This window comes from Mesorhizobium ciceri biovar biserrulae WSM1271 (genome assembly GCF_000185905.1).
GTDB lineage: Bacteria > Pseudomonadota > Alphaproteobacteria > Rhizobiales > Rhizobiaceae > Mesorhizobium > Mesorhizobium ciceri.
The window spans coordinates 853,068-871,506 of sequence record NC_014923.1 but is presented as its reverse complement, the minus strand read 5'-3'; the positions used below and the strand labels follow the sequence as shown (position 1 = coordinate 871,506).

At 63.4% G+C, this 18,439-nt stretch carries 18 protein-coding genes; 10 read left to right on the top strand and 8 right to left on the bottom strand.

All coding sequences use genetic code 11. The features are described 5' to 3' along the window. The first annotated feature begins 3 nt into the window (after window positions 1-3). From MESCI_RS04130 to msrA, 5 genes are all read left to right on the top strand, one after another. Entirely contained in the window at window positions 4-1,083 is a 1,080-nt protein-coding gene (locus MESCI_RS04130; RefSeq protein ID WP_013528691.1) for a TadE/TadG family type IV pilus assembly protein, read from the top strand. Window positions 1,084-1,192: 109 nt separating this feature from the next. Beyond that, window positions 1,193-1,564: an endonuclease domain-containing protein gene (locus MESCI_RS04125; protein ID WP_164919848.1), complete on the top strand. Its 372-nt coding sequence runs from the start codon at window positions 1,193-1,195 to the stop codon at window positions 1,562-1,564. Window positions 1,565-1,836: 272 nt separating this feature from the next. Beyond that, a complete protein-coding gene (locus MESCI_RS04120) occupies window positions 1,837-2,532 on the top strand; it encodes a DUF1223 domain-containing protein (protein WP_013528690.1) in 696 nt (231 codons plus the stop codon). Between the two features lie 107 nt (window positions 2,533-2,639). Next, window positions 2,640-2,918, top strand: coding sequence for a hypothetical protein (locus MESCI_RS04115; RefSeq protein WP_013528689.1), 279 nt, complete (start codon window positions 2,640-2,642; stop codon window positions 2,916-2,918). 142 nt (window positions 2,919-3,060) lie between these two features. After that, complete coding sequence (gene msrA / locus MESCI_RS04110) at window positions 3,061-3,798, top strand: peptide-methionine (S)-S-oxide reductase MsrA (protein ID WP_013528688.1); 738 nt, start codon at window positions 3,061-3,063, stop codon at window positions 3,796-3,798. Between the two features lie 62 nt (window positions 3,799-3,860). Here msrA and MESCI_RS04105 read toward each other — a convergent pair whose 3' ends face one another. The 3 genes from MESCI_RS04105 to MESCI_RS04095 all read right to left on the bottom strand — a co-directional run bounded on the left by MESCI_RS04105 (window position 3,861) and on the right by MESCI_RS04095 (window position 4,971). After that, window positions 3,861-4,361 carry a hypothetical protein gene (locus MESCI_RS04105; protein WP_013528687.1) on the bottom strand — a complete coding sequence of 167 codons (501 nt, stop codon included), beginning with the start codon at window positions 4,359-4,361 and terminating at the stop codon, window positions 3,861-3,863. Window positions 4,362-4,433: 72 nt separating this feature from the next. Then, window positions 4,434-4,721, bottom strand: coding sequence for a hypothetical protein (locus MESCI_RS04100; protein WP_013528686.1), 288 nt, complete (start codon window positions 4,719-4,721; stop codon window positions 4,434-4,436). Further along, window positions 4,699-4,971, bottom strand: a complete 273-nt coding sequence (locus tag MESCI_RS04095; RefSeq protein WP_013528685.1) for a DUF4242 domain-containing protein — start codon at window positions 4,969-4,971, stop codon at window positions 4,699-4,701. Before MESCI_RS04095 ends, MESCI_RS04100 begins: the two co-directional genes overlap by 23 nt. A gap of 216 nt (window positions 4,972-5,187) precedes the next feature. Here MESCI_RS04095 and MESCI_RS04090 point away from each other — a divergent pair, with 216 nt between their 5' ends. Next, the gene (locus tag MESCI_RS04090) at window positions 5,188-7,782 is read left to right on the top strand and encodes a helix-turn-helix transcriptional regulator (RefSeq protein WP_245268587.1); all 2,595 of its coding nucleotides are present in this window, start codon (window positions 5,188-5,190) and stop codon (window positions 7,780-7,782) included. Between the two features lie 55 nt (window positions 7,783-7,837). Here the strand turns inward: MESCI_RS04090 and MESCI_RS04085 are convergent, their stop codons facing one another. Then, window positions 7,838-8,842: a cytochrome d ubiquinol oxidase subunit II gene (locus MESCI_RS04085; RefSeq protein WP_013528683.1), complete on the bottom strand. Its 1,005-nt coding sequence runs from the start codon at window positions 8,840-8,842 to the stop codon at window positions 7,838-7,840. 9 nt (window positions 8,843-8,851) lie between these two features. Continuing rightward, window positions 8,852-10,213, bottom strand: coding sequence for a cytochrome ubiquinol oxidase subunit I (locus MESCI_RS04080; protein WP_013528682.1), 1,362 nt, complete (start codon window positions 10,211-10,213; stop codon window positions 8,852-8,854). Between the two features lie 261 nt (window positions 10,214-10,474). Here MESCI_RS04080 and MESCI_RS04075 point away from each other — a divergent pair, with 261 nt between their 5' ends. Beyond that, on the top strand, window positions 10,475-11,401 hold the full coding sequence (locus MESCI_RS04075; RefSeq protein WP_013528681.1) for an ABC transporter ATP-binding protein: 927 nt from the start codon (window positions 10,475-10,477) through the stop codon (window positions 11,399-11,401). Further along, window positions 11,398-12,159, top strand: a complete 762-nt coding sequence (locus tag MESCI_RS04070) for an ABC transporter permease (RefSeq protein ID WP_013528680.1) — start codon at window positions 11,398-11,400, stop codon at window positions 12,157-12,159. Before MESCI_RS04075 ends, MESCI_RS04070 begins: the two co-directional genes overlap by 4 nt. A 65-nt stretch (window positions 12,160-12,224) precedes the next feature. On the opposite strand, the gene MESCI_RS04065 is transcribed toward MESCI_RS04070, so the two are convergent. Continuing rightward, window positions 12,225-13,262, bottom strand: a complete 1,038-nt coding sequence (locus MESCI_RS04065) for a phosphatidylglycerol lysyltransferase domain-containing protein (protein WP_013528679.1) — start codon at window positions 13,260-13,262, stop codon at window positions 12,225-12,227. A 343-nt stretch (window positions 13,263-13,605) separates the two neighbouring features. On the opposite strand from MESCI_RS04065, the gene MESCI_RS04060 reads away from it, so the two are divergent. Then, window positions 13,606-14,796, top strand: coding sequence for a flavin-containing monooxygenase (locus MESCI_RS04060; protein WP_013528678.1), 1,191 nt, complete (start codon window positions 13,606-13,608; stop codon window positions 14,794-14,796). Here MESCI_RS04060 and MESCI_RS04055 read toward each other — a convergent pair. Both MESCI_RS04055 and MESCI_RS04050 read right to left on the bottom strand, forming a co-directional pair. Next, entirely contained in the window at window positions 14,788-15,012 is a 225-nt protein-coding gene (locus MESCI_RS04055; protein ID WP_013528677.1) for a hypothetical protein, read from the bottom strand. The two genes, MESCI_RS04060 and MESCI_RS04055, sit on opposite strands and share 9 nt — an antisense overlap. Before the next feature lie 145 nt (window positions 15,013-15,157). Then, on the bottom strand, window positions 15,158-17,161 hold the full coding sequence (locus MESCI_RS04050; protein WP_013528676.1) for a PhoX family protein: 2,004 nt from the start codon (window positions 17,159-17,161) through the stop codon (window positions 15,158-15,160). Window positions 17,162-17,723: 562 nt separating this feature from the next. Here MESCI_RS04050 and MESCI_RS04045 point away from each other — a divergent pair. Next, window positions 17,724-18,218 carry a hypothetical protein gene (locus MESCI_RS04045; RefSeq protein WP_013528675.1) on the top strand — a complete coding sequence of 165 codons (495 nt, stop codon included), beginning with the start codon at window positions 17,724-17,726 and terminating at the stop codon, window positions 18,216-18,218. Window positions 18,219-18,439: the final 221 nt, after the last annotated feature.

Here is an 18,439-nt window from a genome sequence, read left to right as displayed (position 1 = left end):
GGCATGCGGGGGCTTGCAGGCAGTTTTATCGAGTCGCGGAGCGGCTCGTTCGCACCGATACTCATTCTTGCCATGATACCGTTGATCACCGCGATCGGCTTTTCCGTCGACTACACCTCCGCTGTCCAGACCAGGTCGACCGAGCAGGCGGCACTCGACGCCGCGATCCTGTCGATCACCACGATGGATACGGCCTCGACGAAGCCGCAGCGCCAGGTGGCGATGCAGGCTTCCTACATGGCCAATGGTGGACAGGGCACCGCGACGCTGAACAGCTTCGACGTCAGCGCCAACGGCACCGCCACCGCGCAGGCCTCGGCAAGTTTCGCCATGCCGACCGTGTTCATGCAGATCGCCAGGATTCCTTCGGTGGCAGTCGGCGTTACGTCGGCGGTGAACAAGGCGCCGGCTTTGGTGGAGGCCACCTTCAAGGTCACCGGCGTTTCGGGCTACTGGAACAAGAAAATGACGCTCTACGGCACGATGTTCGGCGCCGCAGCGGGCAAGCCGCTGATGACGATCGACTATGCCTATGGCAAGACTGGCGATCCGAAAGGTTACGGCACCACGACCGTCAGCGTTCTCACCACCGATTCAGCCGGCAAGACGGTCACCACGGTGGCCCAGAAGCAGGTCTGCAAGCTCGTCGATTCCAGCACGCCCGCTGGCGCGGTGATCCAGACCGACGGGTTCCAGACGAAATATTACTGCGTCGATACGATGTATCCCGCCGATGGCGCCGGCGCGCAGATCAATGTCAGCCAGATGGCCGGCCTCTATCTGCAGATGGATGTGCCATCGGGCAACCCAAGCAAGCTCATGTCGAACGATCCGACCACGTCCAACAGGCTCTACAGCGGCCTCAAATCGGACCAGACGGGCGCTATCGACTACAACGAGATGGCGACCGGCCAGATCGTTGATATCTTCGGCCTCGTGCCTTGCGGCGCGACAGCCTACCAGGCCTGGGAAGACGGCGGCAACAAGGTGCCGGCGCCCGTCAGCAACGCCGACTTCTTCTACAACGTGACCGGCAAATGCGACTTCAACAAGCGGCCCAACAACACGCGGCTGACGCAGTAGATGCTGCTCTTCTTTGCCTTCTCCCCTTGCGGGAGAAGGTGGATCGGCGCGTAGCGCCGAGACGGATGAGGGGTGCTGGACGGAGCGCAATAGCTGGCTAATCTAAGCCATGCCGCATCAACCTGTCCCGCCAGCCAAACGAAGCTTCGCCCGTTCGCTGCGGCGTGCAATGACGGAAGCGGAAGACCGGTTGTGGCATGAACTGCGCGACCGCAGGCTCGACCGGATAAAATTTCGGCGCCAGGTTCCCATTGGAAAGTACATTGCTGATTTCGTCTGCTTCGAAGCACGCTTGGTCGTCGAGATCGATGGCAGCCAGCATGCGGAGTTGGAGTCTGACAGCGTCCGCAAAACTCACCTGGAAGAGAAAGGCTTTCGCATTTTGCGCTTTTGGAACGATGACGTTCTGAAAGACATGAACGCCGTTTGCGATACCATCATCGCCTATGTACGGGATACCAGCCTACAGCCTTGGCGGTAGGGGCGCGTTCTTCCCTTCTCCCCCTGTGGGAGAAGGTGGATCGGCGCGTAGCGCCGAGACGGATGAGGGGTGTTCTAGCGGAGTGAGACGTTGGCTTTCCCTGGAACACCCCTCATCCGTCGCCTGCGGCGACACCTTCTCCCACAGGGGGAGAAGGGAAGAACGCCTGCGGCCCGATCACAAACCGGTGAGCGCTGTAACGAAGGCGCCGACAGCGGCGAAGTGGGGATATCTGCGGTGCTTCCAGGCGCCGCCGCCCACGGAGCAAGCCGATGTCAGGGTCCAAGTTCGTTACAGTCGCCAGCCTCTCGGCTATTGCGCTGGCAGCGTCGCTCGGTGCGGCCGCCGCCCAGCCGCTCAGCGTGGTCGAGCTGTTCACCAGCCAGGGCTGCTCGTCCTGCCCGCCGGCCAATGCCAATCTGATCAAGGTCAAGGACCAGCCCGGCGTGCTGGCGCTGTCGTTCAACGTCACCTACTGGGACTATCTCGGCTGGAAGGATATCTTCGGAAAACAGGAATTCACCCAGCGCCAGGTCAGCTACGAGCCGGCGCTCGGTCATGACGGGCCGTTCACGCCGCAAGTGGTGGTCAACGGCCATGCCGATGTCGTCGGTGCCGCACCCGGCGAAATCGAAAAGCTGATTGCGGCGAGCGGCCGGACAAGCGGCCCGGCATTGTCGCTCGATGACGGCAAGATCAGCATCGGCGCCGGCGCCGCACCTGGCGGCCACGCCGATGTCTGGCTGGTGCGCTATGCCAAGGGCGTCGTCGAGGTGCCTGTGGCGCGCGGCGAAAACACCGGCCGCACCTTGCCGCACGCCAATGTCGTGCATGCGCTGAAAAAACTCGGCAGCTGGACCGGCGCGGCAGCGACGTATCCGCTGCCCGCCGCATCCGGCGGCCTGAGCACCGTCGTGCTCGTGCAGTCGCCCGGTGGCGGACCGATCCTGGCTGCTGCGACCGACTAGATCGCGCTTCGACAAGAAATTGCGCAACGCCGCATGGAGCGGCGCCGCATAGCACGGCCGTCAAGAGGACGCGCCTTCAACGACCGACCAACCCCAAGGAGACCATCATGACCATTTCCCGCCTGACGCTGCCGGCGCTCGCTCTCGCTCTGTGCTCGACGGCGCTGTTTGCCGGCGGCATTGCCCGTGCCGACGACGCGACCAATGCGATGAAGCCGGCTGCAAATGCCATGAAACCGGCCGCGGATGCGATGAAGCCGGCCGCAGACGCCATGAAACCTGCAACGGAGGCGATGAAGCCTGCCGACCCGATGGCCACCAATTCCATGAAGCCGGCGGCTGACGCCATGAAGCCGGCAACGGATGCGATGGCTCCGGCCAAGTAAAGGCGGTGCTGTTTCCGGCTTCGGTCCCGCGGGTCCGAAGCCGGATGCACGTGAAAGTGAGGCTTCGGCCGCAACTCGCCCGTCGCATGATCGTATCTTATCCAATAGACTCCACATGATGGACGTCACAGGAGCTCAAGCCATGACCGACATTCAAAAACCAGTCATCAGACAATCGTCGAACGTCTTCCGCAGCGCGCTCGCCGCTCTTGCGCTGGCCGCCGCTGGCGCCGCCTTCTGGCTGACGCCGGCGGTTTCGGCCGAGGACGCGGTGAAGATCCCGCCGCCGGCACTCGACGAGAAGGCGGCCACCGGCACTGAAAAGGCAGTCTTCGCCGGCGGTTGTTTCTGGGGCGTGCAGGGCGTGTTCCAGCACGTCAAGGGCGTGACCAGGGCCGTCTCCGGCTACACCGGCGGCGACAAGGACACCGCCGTCTACGAGACGGTCGGCTCAGGCCGTACCGGGCATGCCGAATCCGTCGAGATCACCTACGATCCGTCGAAGGTGACCTACGGCCAGCTGCTGCAGGTCTATTTCTCGGTCGCCCACAACCCGACCCAGCTGAATTTCCAGGGTCCGGACTCCGGCACGCAGTACCGCTCGACGATCTTCGCCGAAAACGATGCCCAAAAGAAGATCGCGCAAAGCTACATCGCCCAGCTCGACCAGGCCAAGGTGTTCCCGGAGCCGATCGTCACCACGCTGGAAACCGGCAAGACCTTCTATCCGGCCGAGAACTATCATCAGGATTTCCTGACGCTGAACCCGACCTATCCCTACATCGTCTACAACGACCTGCCCAAGGTGGCGAACCTGAAGGCCCTGTTCCCGGCGCTCTATAGCGAGAAGCCGGTGCTGGTGCTGGCGGCAAGCAACTGAGAACGCGCAATCTCCCCCTCGCGGGGGGAGATTTGCGCACTCAGCCGCCCCGCCCCTGCCGGCTACATGGCCTTCATCGCGTCACACGACACAGTCGGGTTCATGTCGGCGAAGGTGCCGGCCGGGTTCTTCTTCCAGGCCCAGACATGCAGTTCATAGAACGGGCCTAGACCGTAGCGGTTGGGCGCGCTGTCGAAATTGAACAGCTGCCCTTCCAGCGAAGCCGGACCTTTCGAGGTGATGTACTCGACGGCCACCAGCCTCAGCTTGCCGTTTGCCATCGGCTCGTACATCACCGCCTCGGGCTTGGCGAGTTCGACCGCATCGTCCTTCAGATAACCGGCATTGACATAGTGGATGCCCATGGCGCCGCCGGTGATACCGCTGGCGCAAGGGATCGGCGCATAGCCCTCGGCCGTCGCCATCGCCACGTTCTCGAAGCGGCTGTTGGCTGCCCGCACCTTCTCGTCCAGCGCGCCAGCGTGGTGAGCATTGGCCGCCGTGGCCGCGATCGACAGGATCGACAGGTTGATGAGGTGTTTGGTCCACAGATGGATGTTCATGTTCTCTCCTCCTTGTTGATGGCGCGCGGGAGCAGCCGCTCCCGCTGCGACGTCGGATCTCGGCTGCACGCATCATTGGTACCGGGTGAAGTCCCAGTAGTGCGGCAGCCCCTCGAGCTCCGGCAGGCCGATGTCGCGTCTCAGATAATCGTCCTGCGGAGGCAATCGACGCCGACTCTTGCGCAATGGCGCGAACAGCAGCGAGGCCAGCCGCCAGAAAGCCCGGCCCGGTAACGGGTCTCGTCCGACGGGTCTCGACGCCGCCGACGGCCCGCTGAACGATTCGTCAGGCACGCTGCCGTCGCCGCGAAGGGCAGTTTGATATTCATCGATCGGGTCAACGGTAAAAGTAAGGGTCAAGAACCCGCACCTCCGTGATCTTGTCGACAGGCAGCGCGTTTTTCTGGGCCGTGCTGCGGATCGCTTCCGGCGAAGGCGCGTCATAGATGCAGAAGCTCTGCTTCTTGTCGGGCGAGACGAAGGACTGCACCCAGGTCACGCCTTTCTCCGCGTTGCGCATGATGACGCCGCCCAGCGCATCGGCGCCGGCATCGTTCACCGGCACGCTGAGGCCGTTGGGAAATGTACGTTCAACCACATAGCGAGGCATATCAGGTTCCTTTTTTACTGTTTCACGCCCGGTTTTGAGCGCGGAGGACATTGATCACGCTCGCCAGGGGCGCGCATCGGAACCTTTCCCTATGTTTCGTGGGACGATTCCCCATGTTAACGGCGTTCACTGCTGGAGCCACAAAGCTGATACCGGGCCGCGCTATCCTGCCTGACGAAAGCGGGGTGCGGCGGCGACCCGGATCACGAAAAGCGGATGATCATGCTTCTGGAACGGCAGACACAGCTGGAGCAGCTGGACGGACTTCTCGCCGAAGCCGCGCGTGGTCGCGGCAGCGTGGTGGCGTTGTCGGGCGAGGCCGGCGCCGGCAAGACCGCACTGGTCGAGGCCTTCGTCGCCGGCGCGGCCAAGGCTACGCGCATCTTGCGCAGCGCCTGCGAGGACCTGTCGATCCCCGATCCGCTCGGACCGCTCTATGACCTCGCCCGCGAGGCGCAATGGGCGATGCCGCAGGCGATCGAGGCCCGGCAGGGTCAGCGGCTGCCACTGTTCTCCGGTGCCCTCGACGTGTTCGAGACAAGGACCCAGCCGACGCTTCTGGTAATCGAGGATCTGCATTGGGCGGACGACGCGACGCTCGATTTCGTCCGCTTTCTTGGCCGGCGCATCGCCAACACCCACATCCTGGTCCTGTTGACGGCGCGCACCGACCGCAGCGAAGGACAGGCGCGTGTGCGCCGGGCGCTGGGTGAAATTCCGTCGGGCAACGTTGCCCGTATCGACGTGCCGCTGTTGAGCGAGGCGGCCGTCCTGTCGCTCGCCAGCGCTGCCGGCCGCGATGGCGACGCCATCTACCGGGTCACCGCCGGCAATGCCTTCTTCGTCACCGAGCTCCTGTGCGCCGACAATGAGATGACGCCACCGGCCAGCGTGCGGGACGCCGTTGTGGCGCGGGCCGAACGGCTGTCCGCCGGTGCCCGCTCGATGCTCGACGCGGTGTCGGTGTTTCCCAGGCGGGCCGATGCTTGGGCTCTGCAGGGCCTGTGCGGCGTCGCCAGCGCCGGACAGCTGGCGGAATGTGTGTCGAATGGGCTGCTCGACGATCTGGGCGATGGCTATGCCTTCCGCCATGAAATCGCACGCCGCGCCATCGAGATGATGCTGACGACAAGTTACAGGAGACTGTTCAACCAGCGCGCGCTGTCGGCGCTGCTTGAAAATGGCGGCGTCGCCACCGCACGCCTGGTCCATCACGCCGTGGAAGCGCACAATTTCGAGGCGGTGCGCGAATTCGCGCCGATCGCCGCGCGCGAGGCTTCGCGTGTCGGCGCCCATCGCGACGCCGCCGGCTACTATGAGGTCGCCTTGCGGCAGGCCGACACCTTGCCCGTGGAAGAACGCGCCGGACTTTACGAGCAGTATGCCTTCGAGTGTCACTTGATCGCCCGCATTGACGAGGCCATCAAGGCGCAGGAACAAGCCCGCGCGTTGCAAAAGGCGCTTGGCAACACGCTGAAGGAAGGCGACAGCCTCAGGTGGCTATCGCGCTTCGCCTATCTGTTGGGCGACCGCCCGGCAGCCGACCTGTTCGGCGCCCAGGCGGTCGCGTTGCTGGAGGCAGTTCCCGCCAGTGCCGAACTTGCCATGGCCTATTCGAACCTTTCGCAGCTGGCGATGCTGGCCGAAAGGCTCGACGAGACCCTGTCGCTGGGCGGCAGGGCGATCGAGCTTGCCGAGCAGCTGGACCGGCAGGATGTCGTTTGTCACGCGCTCAACAATGTCGGCGCCGCCGAGCAGTGGCTGGATCTGGCCAGCAGCCGGCTGCATCTCGCCCGCAGCCTTGAAATCGCGCTGGAGCAGAATTTTCAGGAGCACGCCGCGCGTGCCTTCACCAATTGCGCCTGTGGCGAGATCAACCAATTGGGCTACAGCCAGGCTCAATCCTTCCTCGATCGCGGCATCGACTATTGCGTCGACAACGATCTGGCGACTTGGCGTGACTATATGCGTGGGGTTCGGGCACAGTTGTTGTTGCGTCAGGGATACTGGAACGAAGCTGCCGCCGAGGCTTTGGATGTCATAAGCAATGACCAGGCGACGGCGCTGGTCCGCTATCCCGCTTTGGTGGCCCTGGTGAAACTGCGTCTTCGGCGCGGAGATCCTTCGGCCGAGCCGCTGCTGGCGGAAATGAATCGGTTCCTGGAAAGGGGAGCCGAATTGCAGCGGCTGTTGCCGTACGCCGCCATCGTCGCCGAGCAGGCATGGCTCGGCGAGGCGGAAATCGCCGAGGCGCTGCGGCTGATCGACCTTGCCGAGACCCTGTCGCCGACGCGGGCTATGTTTGCCGAACTGGCCAGCTGGCGCCAGATCCTCTCCGCCGGTAGCGACGCGGGGGATACGGCCGGCATGGCCGCGCCGTACCGAATGCTCCTGGCTGGCGACTGGCAAGGGGCGGCCGCGGTCTGGGCGGATCTCAACGCACCTTATGAACGTGCGCTCGCGCTCGCCCAGGGCGATGAGCCGGCGCAGCGTGCGGCACTCGAGATATTCGAGACCCTTGGAGCCAAGCCGGTTGCGAGCCATGTGCGCGAAATCATGCGGCGCAACGGCGTCATTCGCATCGCCCGGGGGCCGCGCCAGACCACGCGCGCCAACAGCGCCGGCCTGACCCAACGCCAGATGGAAGTGCTGCAACTGATCGAGCGCGGCTTCTCCAACAAGCGGATCGCAGAGCATCTGACCATTTCACCAAAAACCGTCGATCACCATGTCTCCGCGGTTCTGGGTAAGCTGGATGCCATCTCGCGTGGCGAGGCCACAGCTGCCGCGCGCGATTCCGGGCTGATCTGAAAGCAGCCCTTCCTGAGAAAGCCCATGGCGCTTTGCGTCAAAGAGATGGAGCGGATCAATCGTAGGTCAGGTCGGTCGCCTTGCCGCCGAACACCCGGTAGGCATAGAAGGAATAGAAGATGATGATCGGCAGCACGACCACGGTGCCGGCCAGGATGATGGCCAGGCTTTCCGGTGCCGAGGCTGCCTGCCAGATGGTCAGGCGATCCGGCACCACGAACGGGTAGAACGACCAGGCGAGGCCGGCAAAGCCAAGCGCGAAGATGGCCGCCAGCGTCAGGAACGGCGTCAGTGAATGGCGGTCGTCGGGCTTCGGCAGATGGAAGGTCTGCCGCCACAGCCACAGAAACAGCAGCGCCGACAGGATCGGCAGCGGCGACAGATAAAGCATCTCCGGCCAGACGAACCATTTGTCGAAGATGCGCGGGCTGGCGAAGGGCGTCGCCAGCGACACCGCGGCCATGCCGAGCGCGGTCAGCACCAGCGTCGTGCGCAGCCAGCGCACCGCCTTCTTCTGCAGCTCGCCTTCGGTCTTGTAGATCACCCAGGCGGCGCCCATCGCCGCGTAGGCGGCGGCAAGGCAGAACGCCACCAGCACGCCGAACGCCATGCCGCCGAGGCCGACATCGAGGCCGAGCACATAGACACCCAGCATGTAGCCCTGCGCCAGCGAGGCGATGAGCGAACCCAGGAAGAAAATACGGTTCCAGCGATGCTTCCGGCCAGCTGGCACCTTGGCGCGGAAATCGAAGGCAACGCCGCGCAGGATCAGCCCGAGCAAAAGCACGAAGACCGGAATGTAGAGCGCCGTCAGGATGACGCCATGCGCCAGCGGGAAGGCGACCAGCAGCAGGCCGACGGCCAGCACCAGCCAGGTTTCGTTGGCGTCCCAGAACGGGCCGATCGCGGCGATCATCGTATCCTGTTCGGCGTCTTCGGCGGCGGCGAACAGGATGCCGATGCCGAGATCGAAACCGTCGAGAATGACGTAGATCAGGATGGCGAGGCCCATCAGGCCGGCGAAGATGAGGGGAAGCGCGGTTGGCCAGTCGAAGCTCATCTTCTTCTCCTACTCGCCAGCCGCCGGCTGCGACATGGCGGCGTTCATGACGCCCGGCAGCGGCGATGAATCGCCGTCCTTCGCCGCCTTCAGCGCCAGGTGCACCAGCACGCCGAGATAGGCGATCAGCAAAAGCACATAGAGAACGAGGTAGGTCGCCAGCGTCAGCGCGACATGGCTGCCCGCCACCGGGCCGACCGCGTCTGCCGTTTTCAGCACGCCCGTCACCAGCCAGGGCTGTCGGCCGATTTCGGTGGTGTACCAGCCGGCCAGCGTCGCCAGCCAGCCCGACAGCGCCATCGGTACCATCAGCATGGCGAGCGGCTTCGGCAGGCTGTGCCGGCGCTTGAGGAAGAAGGCGGCCGACCACGAGACGAGCAGCATCAATATGCCTGTGCCGACCATCACGCGGAAACCCCAGAACACCGGAAAGACCGGCGGATGGTTGCCGGGATAATCGTTCAGTCCCGGCACGACACCGCTGGTCGAGTGCCGCAGCACCAGGCTGGCGCCGTCGGGAATGGCGATCTCGAATTTGTTTTCCTTCGCGGCCTCGTCGGGAAGCGCAAAAAGCACCAGCGGCACGTTGGGGCCGGTGTTCCAGTTGGCTTCCATGGCGGCGATCTTCTGCGGCTGGTGCTCCAGCGTGTTCAGCCCATGCTGGTCGCCGGCGAAGATCTGGATCGGGATCAGGATCGCGGCCGTGAAGACGCCGGTGCGCAGCGCCTTCCACATCGATTCCGAACGGTCGCCGGTGAGATAGCGCAGCGCCGACAGGCCAGCGATCAGGAACGACACCGTCAGCCCCGACGCCAGCAGCATGTGGGTCAGCCTGTAGGGCATCGACGGGTTGAAGATGATTGCCCACCAGTCGACCGCATGCGCCACGCCGTCGCGCATCTCGAAGCCGGCCGGCGTCTGCATCCAGGAATTGAGCGCGATGATCCAGAACGCCGAGACGGTGGTGCCGCCGGCGACAAGCACCGTCGCCAGCGTGTGGATGCGGTTGGAAACGCGGCGGAAGCCGAACAGCATGATGCCGAGGAAGGCCGCTTCGAGGAAGAAGGCGGTGAGGATCTCGTAGGCCAGCAGCGGCCCGGCGATGTTGCCGACCTTTTCCATGTAGCCCGGCCAGTTGGTGCCGAACTGGAAGCTCATGGTGACGCCCGAAACCACGCCCATGGCAAAGGACAGCGCGAACACCTTCACCCAGGTGAAATAGGCGCGCATCCAGGCGGAATCGTTGGTCGCGTTGTAGCGCAGCTTGAAGAACAGCAGCACCCAACCCAGCGCAATGGTGATCGTCGGAAATAGAATGTGGAATGAAATATTCGCGCCGAACTGGATACGCGAAAGTATGAGCGGGTCCATGATGGGCTCCGGCTGCTGCAAATACTCGCGAAGAATAGGCCCGAAGCGAGTTCAGGTCAAAGCGGCGTCCTGCCGCGAGGCTGAACGCCACAGGACAATTTTCCCGGTTGCATGCCGCGCAACTCCGGGCCCGTGCGCCGCACCTGCAATGGCCGGCCGGCAACGATTGTCGAGAACTGTCAGCAGGGCATTGACTTGCGGTTGCAAGCACCGACATTCGGCCTATATCAGGGGACCTCTTTCAAGCAGCCGTTTTCATCCATGCCTTCCATCCTGTCCATTTCCGGGGTCTCCAAGACCTACGCCACCGGTTTTACCGCGCTCAAGGAAGTCAATCTCGACATTCAGCGCGGCGAAATCTTCGCGCTGCTTGGGCCCAATGGCGCCGGCAAGACGACGCTGATCTCGATCGTCTGCGGCATCGTCAACCGCTCGTCGGGCACCGTCACCGTCGACGGCCACGACATCAACAAGGATTATCGCGCCGCGCGCGGTCTGATCGGGCTTGTGCCGCAGGAACTGACCATCGATGCCTTCGAGAGCGTCTGGGCGACGGTCAATTACAGCCGTGGCCTGTTCGGCAAGCCGGCCAACCACGGCTTTGTCGAGAAGGTGCTGCGCGATCTCTCACTGTGGGACAAGAAGGACGCCAAGGCGATCACCCTGTCGGGCGGCATGAAGCGCCGGCTGATGATCGCCAAGGCGCTGTCGCATGAGCCGCGCATCCTGTTCCTCGACGAGCCGACCGCCGGCGTCGACGTCGAGCTGCGCCAGGACATGTGGGCGATGGTGCGCCGGCTGCGCGAGGACGGCGTCACCATCATCCTCACCACGCACTATATCGAGGAAGCCGAAGCGATGGCCGACCGCGTCGGCGTCATCAACCGCGGCGAGATCATCCTGGTCGAGAACAAGGCCGAACTGATGCGCAAGCTCGGCCGCAAGCGGCTGGTGCTGGAACTGCGCAATCCGCTGACGGCCATTCCCGAGGCGCTCTCGCGCTATGCGCTGGAATTGTCGCCCGATGGCGGGCAGCTGACCTACACCTATGACAACCAGGCCGAGCGGCCCGGCGTCGCCTCGTTGATGCGCGATCTCGAGGCCGGCGGCATCCAGTTCCGCGATATCGACACGCAAAACTCTTCGCTCGAGGAGATCTTCGTCAATCTGGTGAGGAGGGAGCTATGAACCTTCGCGCAGTATGGGCGATCTACCGGATGGAAATGGCACGTGCTTTCCGCACCGTGCTGCAGAGCATCGTCTCGCCGGTCATCTCGACGTCGCTGTATTTCGTCGTCTTCGGCTCGGCCATCGGCTCGCGCATCACCGAGATCGACGGCATCAGCTATGGCGCCTTCATCGTGCCGGGTCTGATCATGCTATCGCTGTTGACGCAGTCGATCTCCAACGCCTCCTTTGCCATCTATTTCCCGAAATTCGTCGGCTCGATCTACGAGCTTCTGTCGGCGCCGGTCTCCTATCTGGAGATCGTCATCGCCTATGTCGGCGGTGCCGCGACCAAGTCGATCATCCTCGGCCTGATCATCCTGGCCACCGCCTCGCTGTTCGTACCGCTCACCATCCTGCATCCGTTCTGGATGCTCGCCTTCCTGGTGCTGACGGCGGTGACCTTCAGCCTGTTCGGCTTCATCATCGGCATCTGGGCGAAGAGTTTCGAGCAGCTGCAACTGGTTCCGCTGCTGATCATCACGCCGCTGACCTTCCTCGGTGGCAGCTTCTATTCGATCAACATGCTGCCCGAGGTCTGGCGCACGATCACGCTGTTCAACCCGGTCGTCTACCTGATCAGCGGTTTCCGCTGGAGCTTCTACGGCAAGTCCGACGTCTCGGTCGGCGTCAGCCTCGGCATGACGGTCGTCTTCCTGCTGATCTGTATAACGATCGTCGCCTGGATCTTCAGGACAGGGTATCGGTTGAGGAATTGACGGCAGAACGCCGCCAGGTCTGTTGAGATTCAGGTCAGGCCGGCCTCACCTGAATATCGATAGATCTAGATCGCCTTGACCAGCCGCAGCAACCCCAGCATCTCGACATACGTCCCCTTGCGGAAGGCGATGTAGACCGGCTCCTCGACACCGTGGAAGCGGCGCTTGAAGGCCGCCTGGCCCTGCAGGTTGAACCTGCGGCGATTGACCCAGGGCGAATCGTAGGCGCGCTGGAAGGCATTGCGCCAGAAATCGCTTTCGGCAAAGCCGCTTGGCCCGATATCGAGCATCGGCGACAGGCCGAGCGTGACCACCGAGATGCCCTCTTCGCGAAAACGATCGACGGCGAATTTGGTCAGGCCGACCTCGGCATGCGGCGAAGCGTCGATATGCTTGCGCTTGAAGGCCGTCGTGTAGCCGATGACCTTTCCGTTGCGGCACAGCGGGTCGAAGTCGAGCAGAGCGACCAGTCCGCCGTCGGGACCGTGCAGGACGAAACGGCGCATGTCGGTGCCGAGATGGTCGGCAAAGTGGCGGTTGAGAAAGCCCATCTCCCAGCGCTTGACGATGCGGTCGCCGCGCCAGTTTTCCGAAAGCCGGGCAATTTCATCCAGAAAAATCGTGCGCTTGTCCTCGTCGAACGAAAAGCCTTTCTTCAGCAGCCAGCGCTCGGAGTAGCGCACGGTCTCGTTGCGCTTCCCGGAAAAATCATGCTCGGGCAGGGTGAGGCGGGTGTCGATGCCGAGGCGATTGACCTTGTAGCCAAGGCCGGCCAGCACGCGTGCGGTTTCCTCGCCGACCTGCACGAACCACGGGCTGCCGGCGGTCTCGACGAAGCGCTTGATGTAATCGGCCCGACGCGCCGGAGCCGCCACCGGGTCGCCGAGCGCGAAATGGTGCTTCATCTTGGTACCGAAGGCGATGTAGCCGTCGGCGTCGCCGAAATAGGAGAGCTTGCCTTGCACGGCGGTGGAATAGGCGAGCGAGAAGTCGCCATAGCGGCGCACCAGTGCCAGGCGTTCGACATGGGTCAGCGCCTGCCGCTCGACCTCGGGCGCGGCGGCCTCAAGGATCTTGTCGAAATAGAACCGCAAGGAGGGCATGGTCGAGATTCCGCGTGCCGCCTACAGCGCCGGCCGTCCAGGACGCGCCAAGGTGCTGTAACACTTTGATTCTGCGCATGACTCGAAAATCGGAGTCGATTTCGGGCATGCGCGTGGGGATAACCGAGACCCGCCAGCCACCCCGAGCCTCGAATCAATCACATTGCCGCGACCTGATTACCGTTGATATCGCGCATATGCCATATAGAGCGCAACCGCGGCCCGGCGTACGGAGCTAATTCGCATCGCTCGAAATTTCGGCCGCGGTTTGCTGCAGGGATCCTGCGCGGGATCAAACGGTTACAGCGTCCTGCCAGCCTAGCGTCGAACGGGATTCGAGTGAATGACTGATACGACAATCAGATCGGTTGTGGATCTGCCGGCCAAGGTCGAGCCGGCAATCGTCGTCGGCGCCGGTGCTGCCGGGCTGGCCGTCGCGCACGCCTTGATGAACGCCGGCGTGCCGACGGCGATCCTGGAAAAGGAAAGCCGGTTGGCTGAGCCATGGCACCGGCGGCACCAGCAATTGCATCTCAACACCCACCGCGATCTTTCTTCGCTGCCTGGTCTCCCCTATCCCCCCGGCACCCCCGCCTTTCCGCACCGGACGGTCGTCATCCGCCACATGAATGATTTCAGGGAGGAAAACCGGCTGCCGGTGCAGTTTGGCGTCGCTGTCGAAGAGATTGCCTTCAAGGGCGATCACTGGGCGGTACGGACCAGCGCTGGCCTGCGGCTGGCCCGCAATGTCGTCGTCGCCACCGGCCGCGACAGGCAGCCGTTCATTCCCGAATGGAAAGGCATGAAGGATTTCGTCGGGCGCATCATCCATTCGGCGGATTTCGGTGACGCACAGGCCTATGCGGGCCAGAAAGTGCTGGTCGTCGGCGCCGGCAATTCGGGTTTCGATGCGCTCAATCATCTGGCCGGCATAGACACGGCCGCCATCTGGCTGTCGGCCCGCAGCGGTCCCGCCCTGCTGCCCAAGCGCATCGGCAAGATCGCCGTGCACCGGCTTTCGCCGTTCATGGCTCGCTTGCCGTTGCGGGTCGCCGACGCGGTGATGTCGGCGACGCAGCGCCTGGCTTTCGGCGACCTGACCAAATTCGGCCTGCCGCGCGCGCCTGCGGGCGGCGCCAGCCGCCTGACCTCGGATTACACCGCGATCGCCGCCGACGACGGCGCCGTCAGCGCCATAAAGGCCGGCAAGATCACCGTCGTACCCGGCATAAGAGAATTCACCCTCGACGGCGTGATCCTGGCCGATGGCAGCCTGATCTATCCTGACATCGTCATTGCCGCGACAGGCTACCGCACCGGGCTGGAGCCGATGGTCGGCAAGCTCGGCGTGCTCGACGCCAAGGGCGTTCCGCTCTTCAACGGCGGGCAAGCCGATCCGAAATTGCCCGGTCTGTGGTTCACCGGCATGCGGCCGAGCATTCGCGGCTGCTTCGCCAATGCCGGCATCCTGGCCAAGGCGATCGCCAAACGGATTGCAGGGTCGGCCTCGCACCAACCCGGCGCATCACGCTGATTTGGGTTCCAGCCGCCGGAAACCGACGGCCTCCATCAGCATGTCCTCTTCCACCATGCCGGCATTGTGCAGGGCGAGCAGGTTAAGCGCGATTTCCCGCGCGTCGGCGGAATCGGGATGTGCCTCGCGCCGCCGGCAGGCCTCGTCGAACACGCGCTGCAGCTTGGCGATATCGGCTGGCTTGAGCAAGCCACGGTCATAGACGGACTTCGACATGGCGATCTCCTGATGAAGACCTAGGGCGCCATGCTTAAATTGCCAATCTTTCCCGAGGCTTGACCAACTTCACCCCATGCCGCGACTTCAAGGGGCGGCAGCGGTGCAAATCTGCTCCGCTGCTGCGCCCCATGCTGGAGGGAAATCAGACCGCGATCTTGCCGCCGCCCTGTCTGGTGATGGCGACCACCGACGGCCGCACCGGCATGTCGGGCTTGAAGTCGGGCCAGCGCGTCGACAGATCCTCATAGTAGGACGGGCGGCCGAACGCTTCCCAGTCCTCGCCGCCATCGCCCGGATGCTGGACGGCGACGAAGGCGGTCTGGTCGTCGGGCGCAAACAGCGGACCGCACATTTCGGCGCCGATCGGCACGCGGAAGAACAGTTTCGAGGTTGCCCGCGCCGCCCCCTCCGTGTCCACCGCCCACAGACCATCCGTGCGGCCGGTGGCTTTCGGGCCTTGGCCGTCGGTCGCGACCCAGAGACGCCCGGCCGAATCGACCGCGCAATTGTCGGGCATGCCGAACCAGCCATTGGCCGTCGTTGCCGTCGAGAAGGTGGCGCCGACATCGGCGACCGCCGGATCACCGCATTTCAGCAGCACTTCCCACTTGCCCTTGGCGGCGGTGAAATCACCGCCGTCCTCGGAGATCTCGATGATGTGGCCAAAGGCGTTTTCGGCGCGCGGGTTGGCGGCGTCTACCTGGTCGGCCTTGCGCTTCGAATTGTTGGTCAGCATGACATAGACCTTGCCATTGACGGCATTGGGCTGGATGTCTTCGGGGCGGTCCATCTTGGTGGCACCGAGCAGGTCGGCGGCGCGGCGCGTCTCGATCAGCACGTCGGCCTGGCCAGTGAAACCGTTTTCAGCCGTCAGCGGTCCCTGGCCGAAGACGATCGGCAGCCATTCGACCGTGCCATCTTCGGCGAACCTGGCGACATGCAGCGTGCCATCATCGAGCAGGTCCCTGTTGGCGGCATGATCGTTCGGATCGAACGCGGCCTTGGTCACGAACTTGTAGACATAGTCGAAGCGCTCGTCGTCACCGAGATAGAAGACGACGCGGCCGTCCCTGGCGACAATCGATTCGGCGCCCTCATGCTTGAAGCGGCCCATGGCGGTGCGCTTCCTCGGCGTCGAGGTCGGGTCGTTGACATCGACCTCGACGATCCAGCCGAAGCGGTTGGCCTCATTGGGCTCCTTGGCGAGGTCGAAACGCTCGTAATGCGCCGCCCATTCATAGGCGCCTTCGGGAATGCCGAGACGCTTGTAGTTCGCGGCTTCCTTGTGGCCTTCCGGCAACTCGCCGGAGAAATAGCCATGGATGTTCTCCTCGGCCATCACATAGGTGCCCCAGGGCGTGACGCCGCCGGCGCAATTGTTGAACGTGCCGAACACCTTGGTGCCGGACGGATCGGCATTGGTCTTGACGCGGTCATGGCCGGCAACCGGACCGGACAGCGCCATTTCGGTGTTGGAGGTGATGCGGCGATTGAGCTTGCCGTCGCGCACCACCTGCCATTTGCCTGATGTCTTGCGGATCTCGACGATGGTGCCGCCGTGAGCTGCCATCTCGACATCGACCTGCTCCTTCGAGAGGGGTGCGACTTCGGCCGACTTCTTGCCGTCCTTCTCGACGATCTTCACGATGCCCGGGAACATCAGATGCGGATTGGTGTATTCGTGGTTGACCACCAGCAGGCCATGTTCGGCCGAGCCGTCGATGGGGATGTAGCCGACATAATCGTTGTTGTAGCCGAACTGTTTCGCCTGGGCCTCGGCCGACTGTTTCGTCGGGTCGAAGTCGGGCGAATCGGCAAACAGCGGATCGCCCCAGCGCAGCAAGACATCGGCGTCGTAACCCGGCGCGACGTGGTGCTTGTCGTCGATGCCGGCCTCGAGTTCGTCGAACGTGAAGGCCGAGCCTTCAGCGGCCCGGGCCTCGTCGGCGCTGATCAGCGCCAGCGGGCTGACGGTGGCGGCGATGGCCGAGACAGCCAGCGAACCCTTGAGGAAGCCGCGGCGCGAGAACCGCGCGGCGATGATCTCGCCCATGGTGCGGTTGTCGGAAGCGTTGATGGCCGGGCCGTCGTTTTCCTCGAGCAGGCTGGTGCGGAATCGAGTGTCGGGGGAGCGAAGGTCAGTCATGGCTTGCCTCTGGCTGTTGGATTGGCTGGAGCGTGGGTACCTGTTTGACCCCCTTATAATCGCCGGATCACATTTTCGTGACATCGGGAGACCTTTCAGACGCGACAGGCATTGCGCGCAGCGCTGGCTAAGCATTCCCGCAGACCGTGAACTGCTCCAGAATCGCCGGTTCGAGATGAAAGGAGACCTTAGGCGGCATCTTGGCCGCGCATCCTGCGACGGCGGACGACATCAGTCGTTTGCAAAAAACAGATCAACGGGCAACTGCACCCTCGACAAGTCACCTCCGCCGCCCCCGGCGGAGGTGACTTGATGTTCGGCGTCTGCCGTCGTCAGGCATCGGGAAAGCCAGTCTCCCGTTTAGCGATGGCGGTCACGGCGCCGTTCATGCGAAGCTAATGTAGCATATACTTGGGACTTTAGTCCAACCTTGCGCTTGCAATGGTCCTGGTTGACAACCGCAACGGTCGGAGGTCGCTTCCGGGCGCCGCGTCTTTCGGCAATGTTGGTTGCACTGCAACGTTGGGGTGGGGCGCGCCGGGCTCAGTCGTCGGAGATCAGAATGCACAGATCGGTCACGACCCGTTGTTGCCGGCTGGCGCTCAAATCGGCAGCGGCGCTGGTGTTGACGATTGCGCCCTATCAAATTGTCCTGGACGGCTCCGTTTCCGGCATCCACACCGTCAGCGCATACGCCAAGGGTGGCGGTAACAGTGGCGGCGGTGGTGGCGGAGGCAACAGTGGGGGCGGCAACGGCGGCAATTCCGGCGGAAGCAATAGCGGGAACAGCGGCAACGGCAATGGGAATAACGGCAACAGCGGTAATAGCGGCAACAACGGCAAATCAGGATCCAATCAGGGTAAGAGCGGGAGCCATGTCAATGCAAAGACCGGTGACAAGGTCGACGTGACCGGCAACAAGATCACAGTCAGGCATCCCGACGGCATAACGGAAAAGCTCGAGAACGGTCGTTTCAGCATGAAGGACGCTCTCGGTCGCACGATCATCGACCGCCAGGCCACGCCGGCCGATGCCAATCGTCTCAAGGCCTTGTGAAGCTGGCCAACAGGCAACGGTCAGCTTTGCACGTCACCTCCGCCGCCCCCCGGCGGAGGTGACCTCGTTTCCGGCCGGCGTCGTCCCGGTTTTCGGCACCGCAATGGCTGCGGTCCCGAGGCGCGACGCGCTTTTGCGCAATCCGGGACGGGAAACCGCTGCGCATTTCTTCGGACCTGCCCCGAGCAATTCTAGAAAAAGTGTGAAGCGGTTTTCCCGTA

Excerpts from the sequence above, each read along its gene's own strand:
- MESCI_RS04080 (WP_013528682.1), bottom strand. The coding sequence starts at position 10,213 with ATGGACCCGCTCATACTTTCGCGTATCCAGTTCGGCGCGAATATTTCA.
- MESCI_RS04085 (WP_013528683.1), bottom strand. The coding sequence starts at position 8,842 with ATGAGCTTCGACTGGCCAACCGCGCTTCCCCTCATCTTCGCCGGCCTG.
- MESCI_RS04120 (WP_013528690.1), top strand. The coding sequence starts at position 1,837 with ATGTCAGGGTCCAAGTTCGTTACAGTCGCCAGCCTCTCGGCTATTGCG.
- MESCI_RS04130 (WP_013528691.1), top strand. The coding sequence starts at position 4 with ATGCGGGGGCTTGCAGGCAGTTTTATCGAGTCGCGGAGCGGCTCGTTC.
- MESCI_RS04075 (WP_013528681.1), top strand. The coding sequence starts at position 10,475 with ATGCCTTCCATCCTGTCCATTTCCGGGGTCTCCAAGACCTACGCCACC.
- msrA (WP_013528688.1), top strand. The coding sequence starts at position 3,061 with ATGACCGACATTCAAAAACCAGTCATCAGACAATCGTCGAACGTCTTC.
- MESCI_RS04115 (WP_013528689.1), top strand. The coding sequence starts at position 2,640 with ATGACCATTTCCCGCCTGACGCTGCCGGCGCTCGCTCTCGCTCTGTGC.
- MESCI_RS04050 (WP_013528676.1), bottom strand. The coding sequence starts at position 17,161 with ATGACTGACCTTCGCTCCCCCGACACTCGATTCCGCACCAGCCTGCTC.
- MESCI_RS04065 (WP_013528679.1), bottom strand. The coding sequence starts at position 13,262 with ATGCCCTCCTTGCGGTTCTATTTCGACAAGATCCTTGAGGCCGCCGCG.
- MESCI_RS04055 (WP_013528677.1), bottom strand. The coding sequence starts at position 15,012 with ATGTCGAAGTCCGTCTATGACCGTGGCTTGCTCAAGCCAGCCGATATC.
- MESCI_RS04070 (WP_013528680.1), top strand. The coding sequence starts at position 11,398 with ATGAACCTTCGCGCAGTATGGGCGATCTACCGGATGGAAATGGCACGT.
- MESCI_RS04125 (WP_164919848.1), top strand. The coding sequence starts at position 1,193 with ATGCCGCATCAACCTGTCCCGCCAGCCAAACGAAGCTTCGCCCGTTCG.
- MESCI_RS04105 (WP_013528687.1), bottom strand. The coding sequence starts at position 4,361 with ATGAACATCCATCTGTGGACCAAACACCTCATCAACCTGTCGATCCTG.
- MESCI_RS04060 (WP_013528678.1), top strand. The coding sequence starts at position 13,606 with ATGACTGATACGACAATCAGATCGGTTGTGGATCTGCCGGCCAAGGTC.
- MESCI_RS04090 (WP_245268587.1), top strand. The coding sequence starts at position 5,188 with ATGATCATGCTTCTGGAACGGCAGACACAGCTGGAGCAGCTGGACGGA.
- MESCI_RS04095 (WP_013528685.1), bottom strand. The coding sequence starts at position 4,971 with ATGCCTCGCTATGTGGTTGAACGTACATTTCCCAACGGCCTCAGCGTG.
- MESCI_RS04045 (WP_013528675.1), top strand. The coding sequence starts at position 17,724 with ATGCACAGATCGGTCACGACCCGTTGTTGCCGGCTGGCGCTCAAATCG.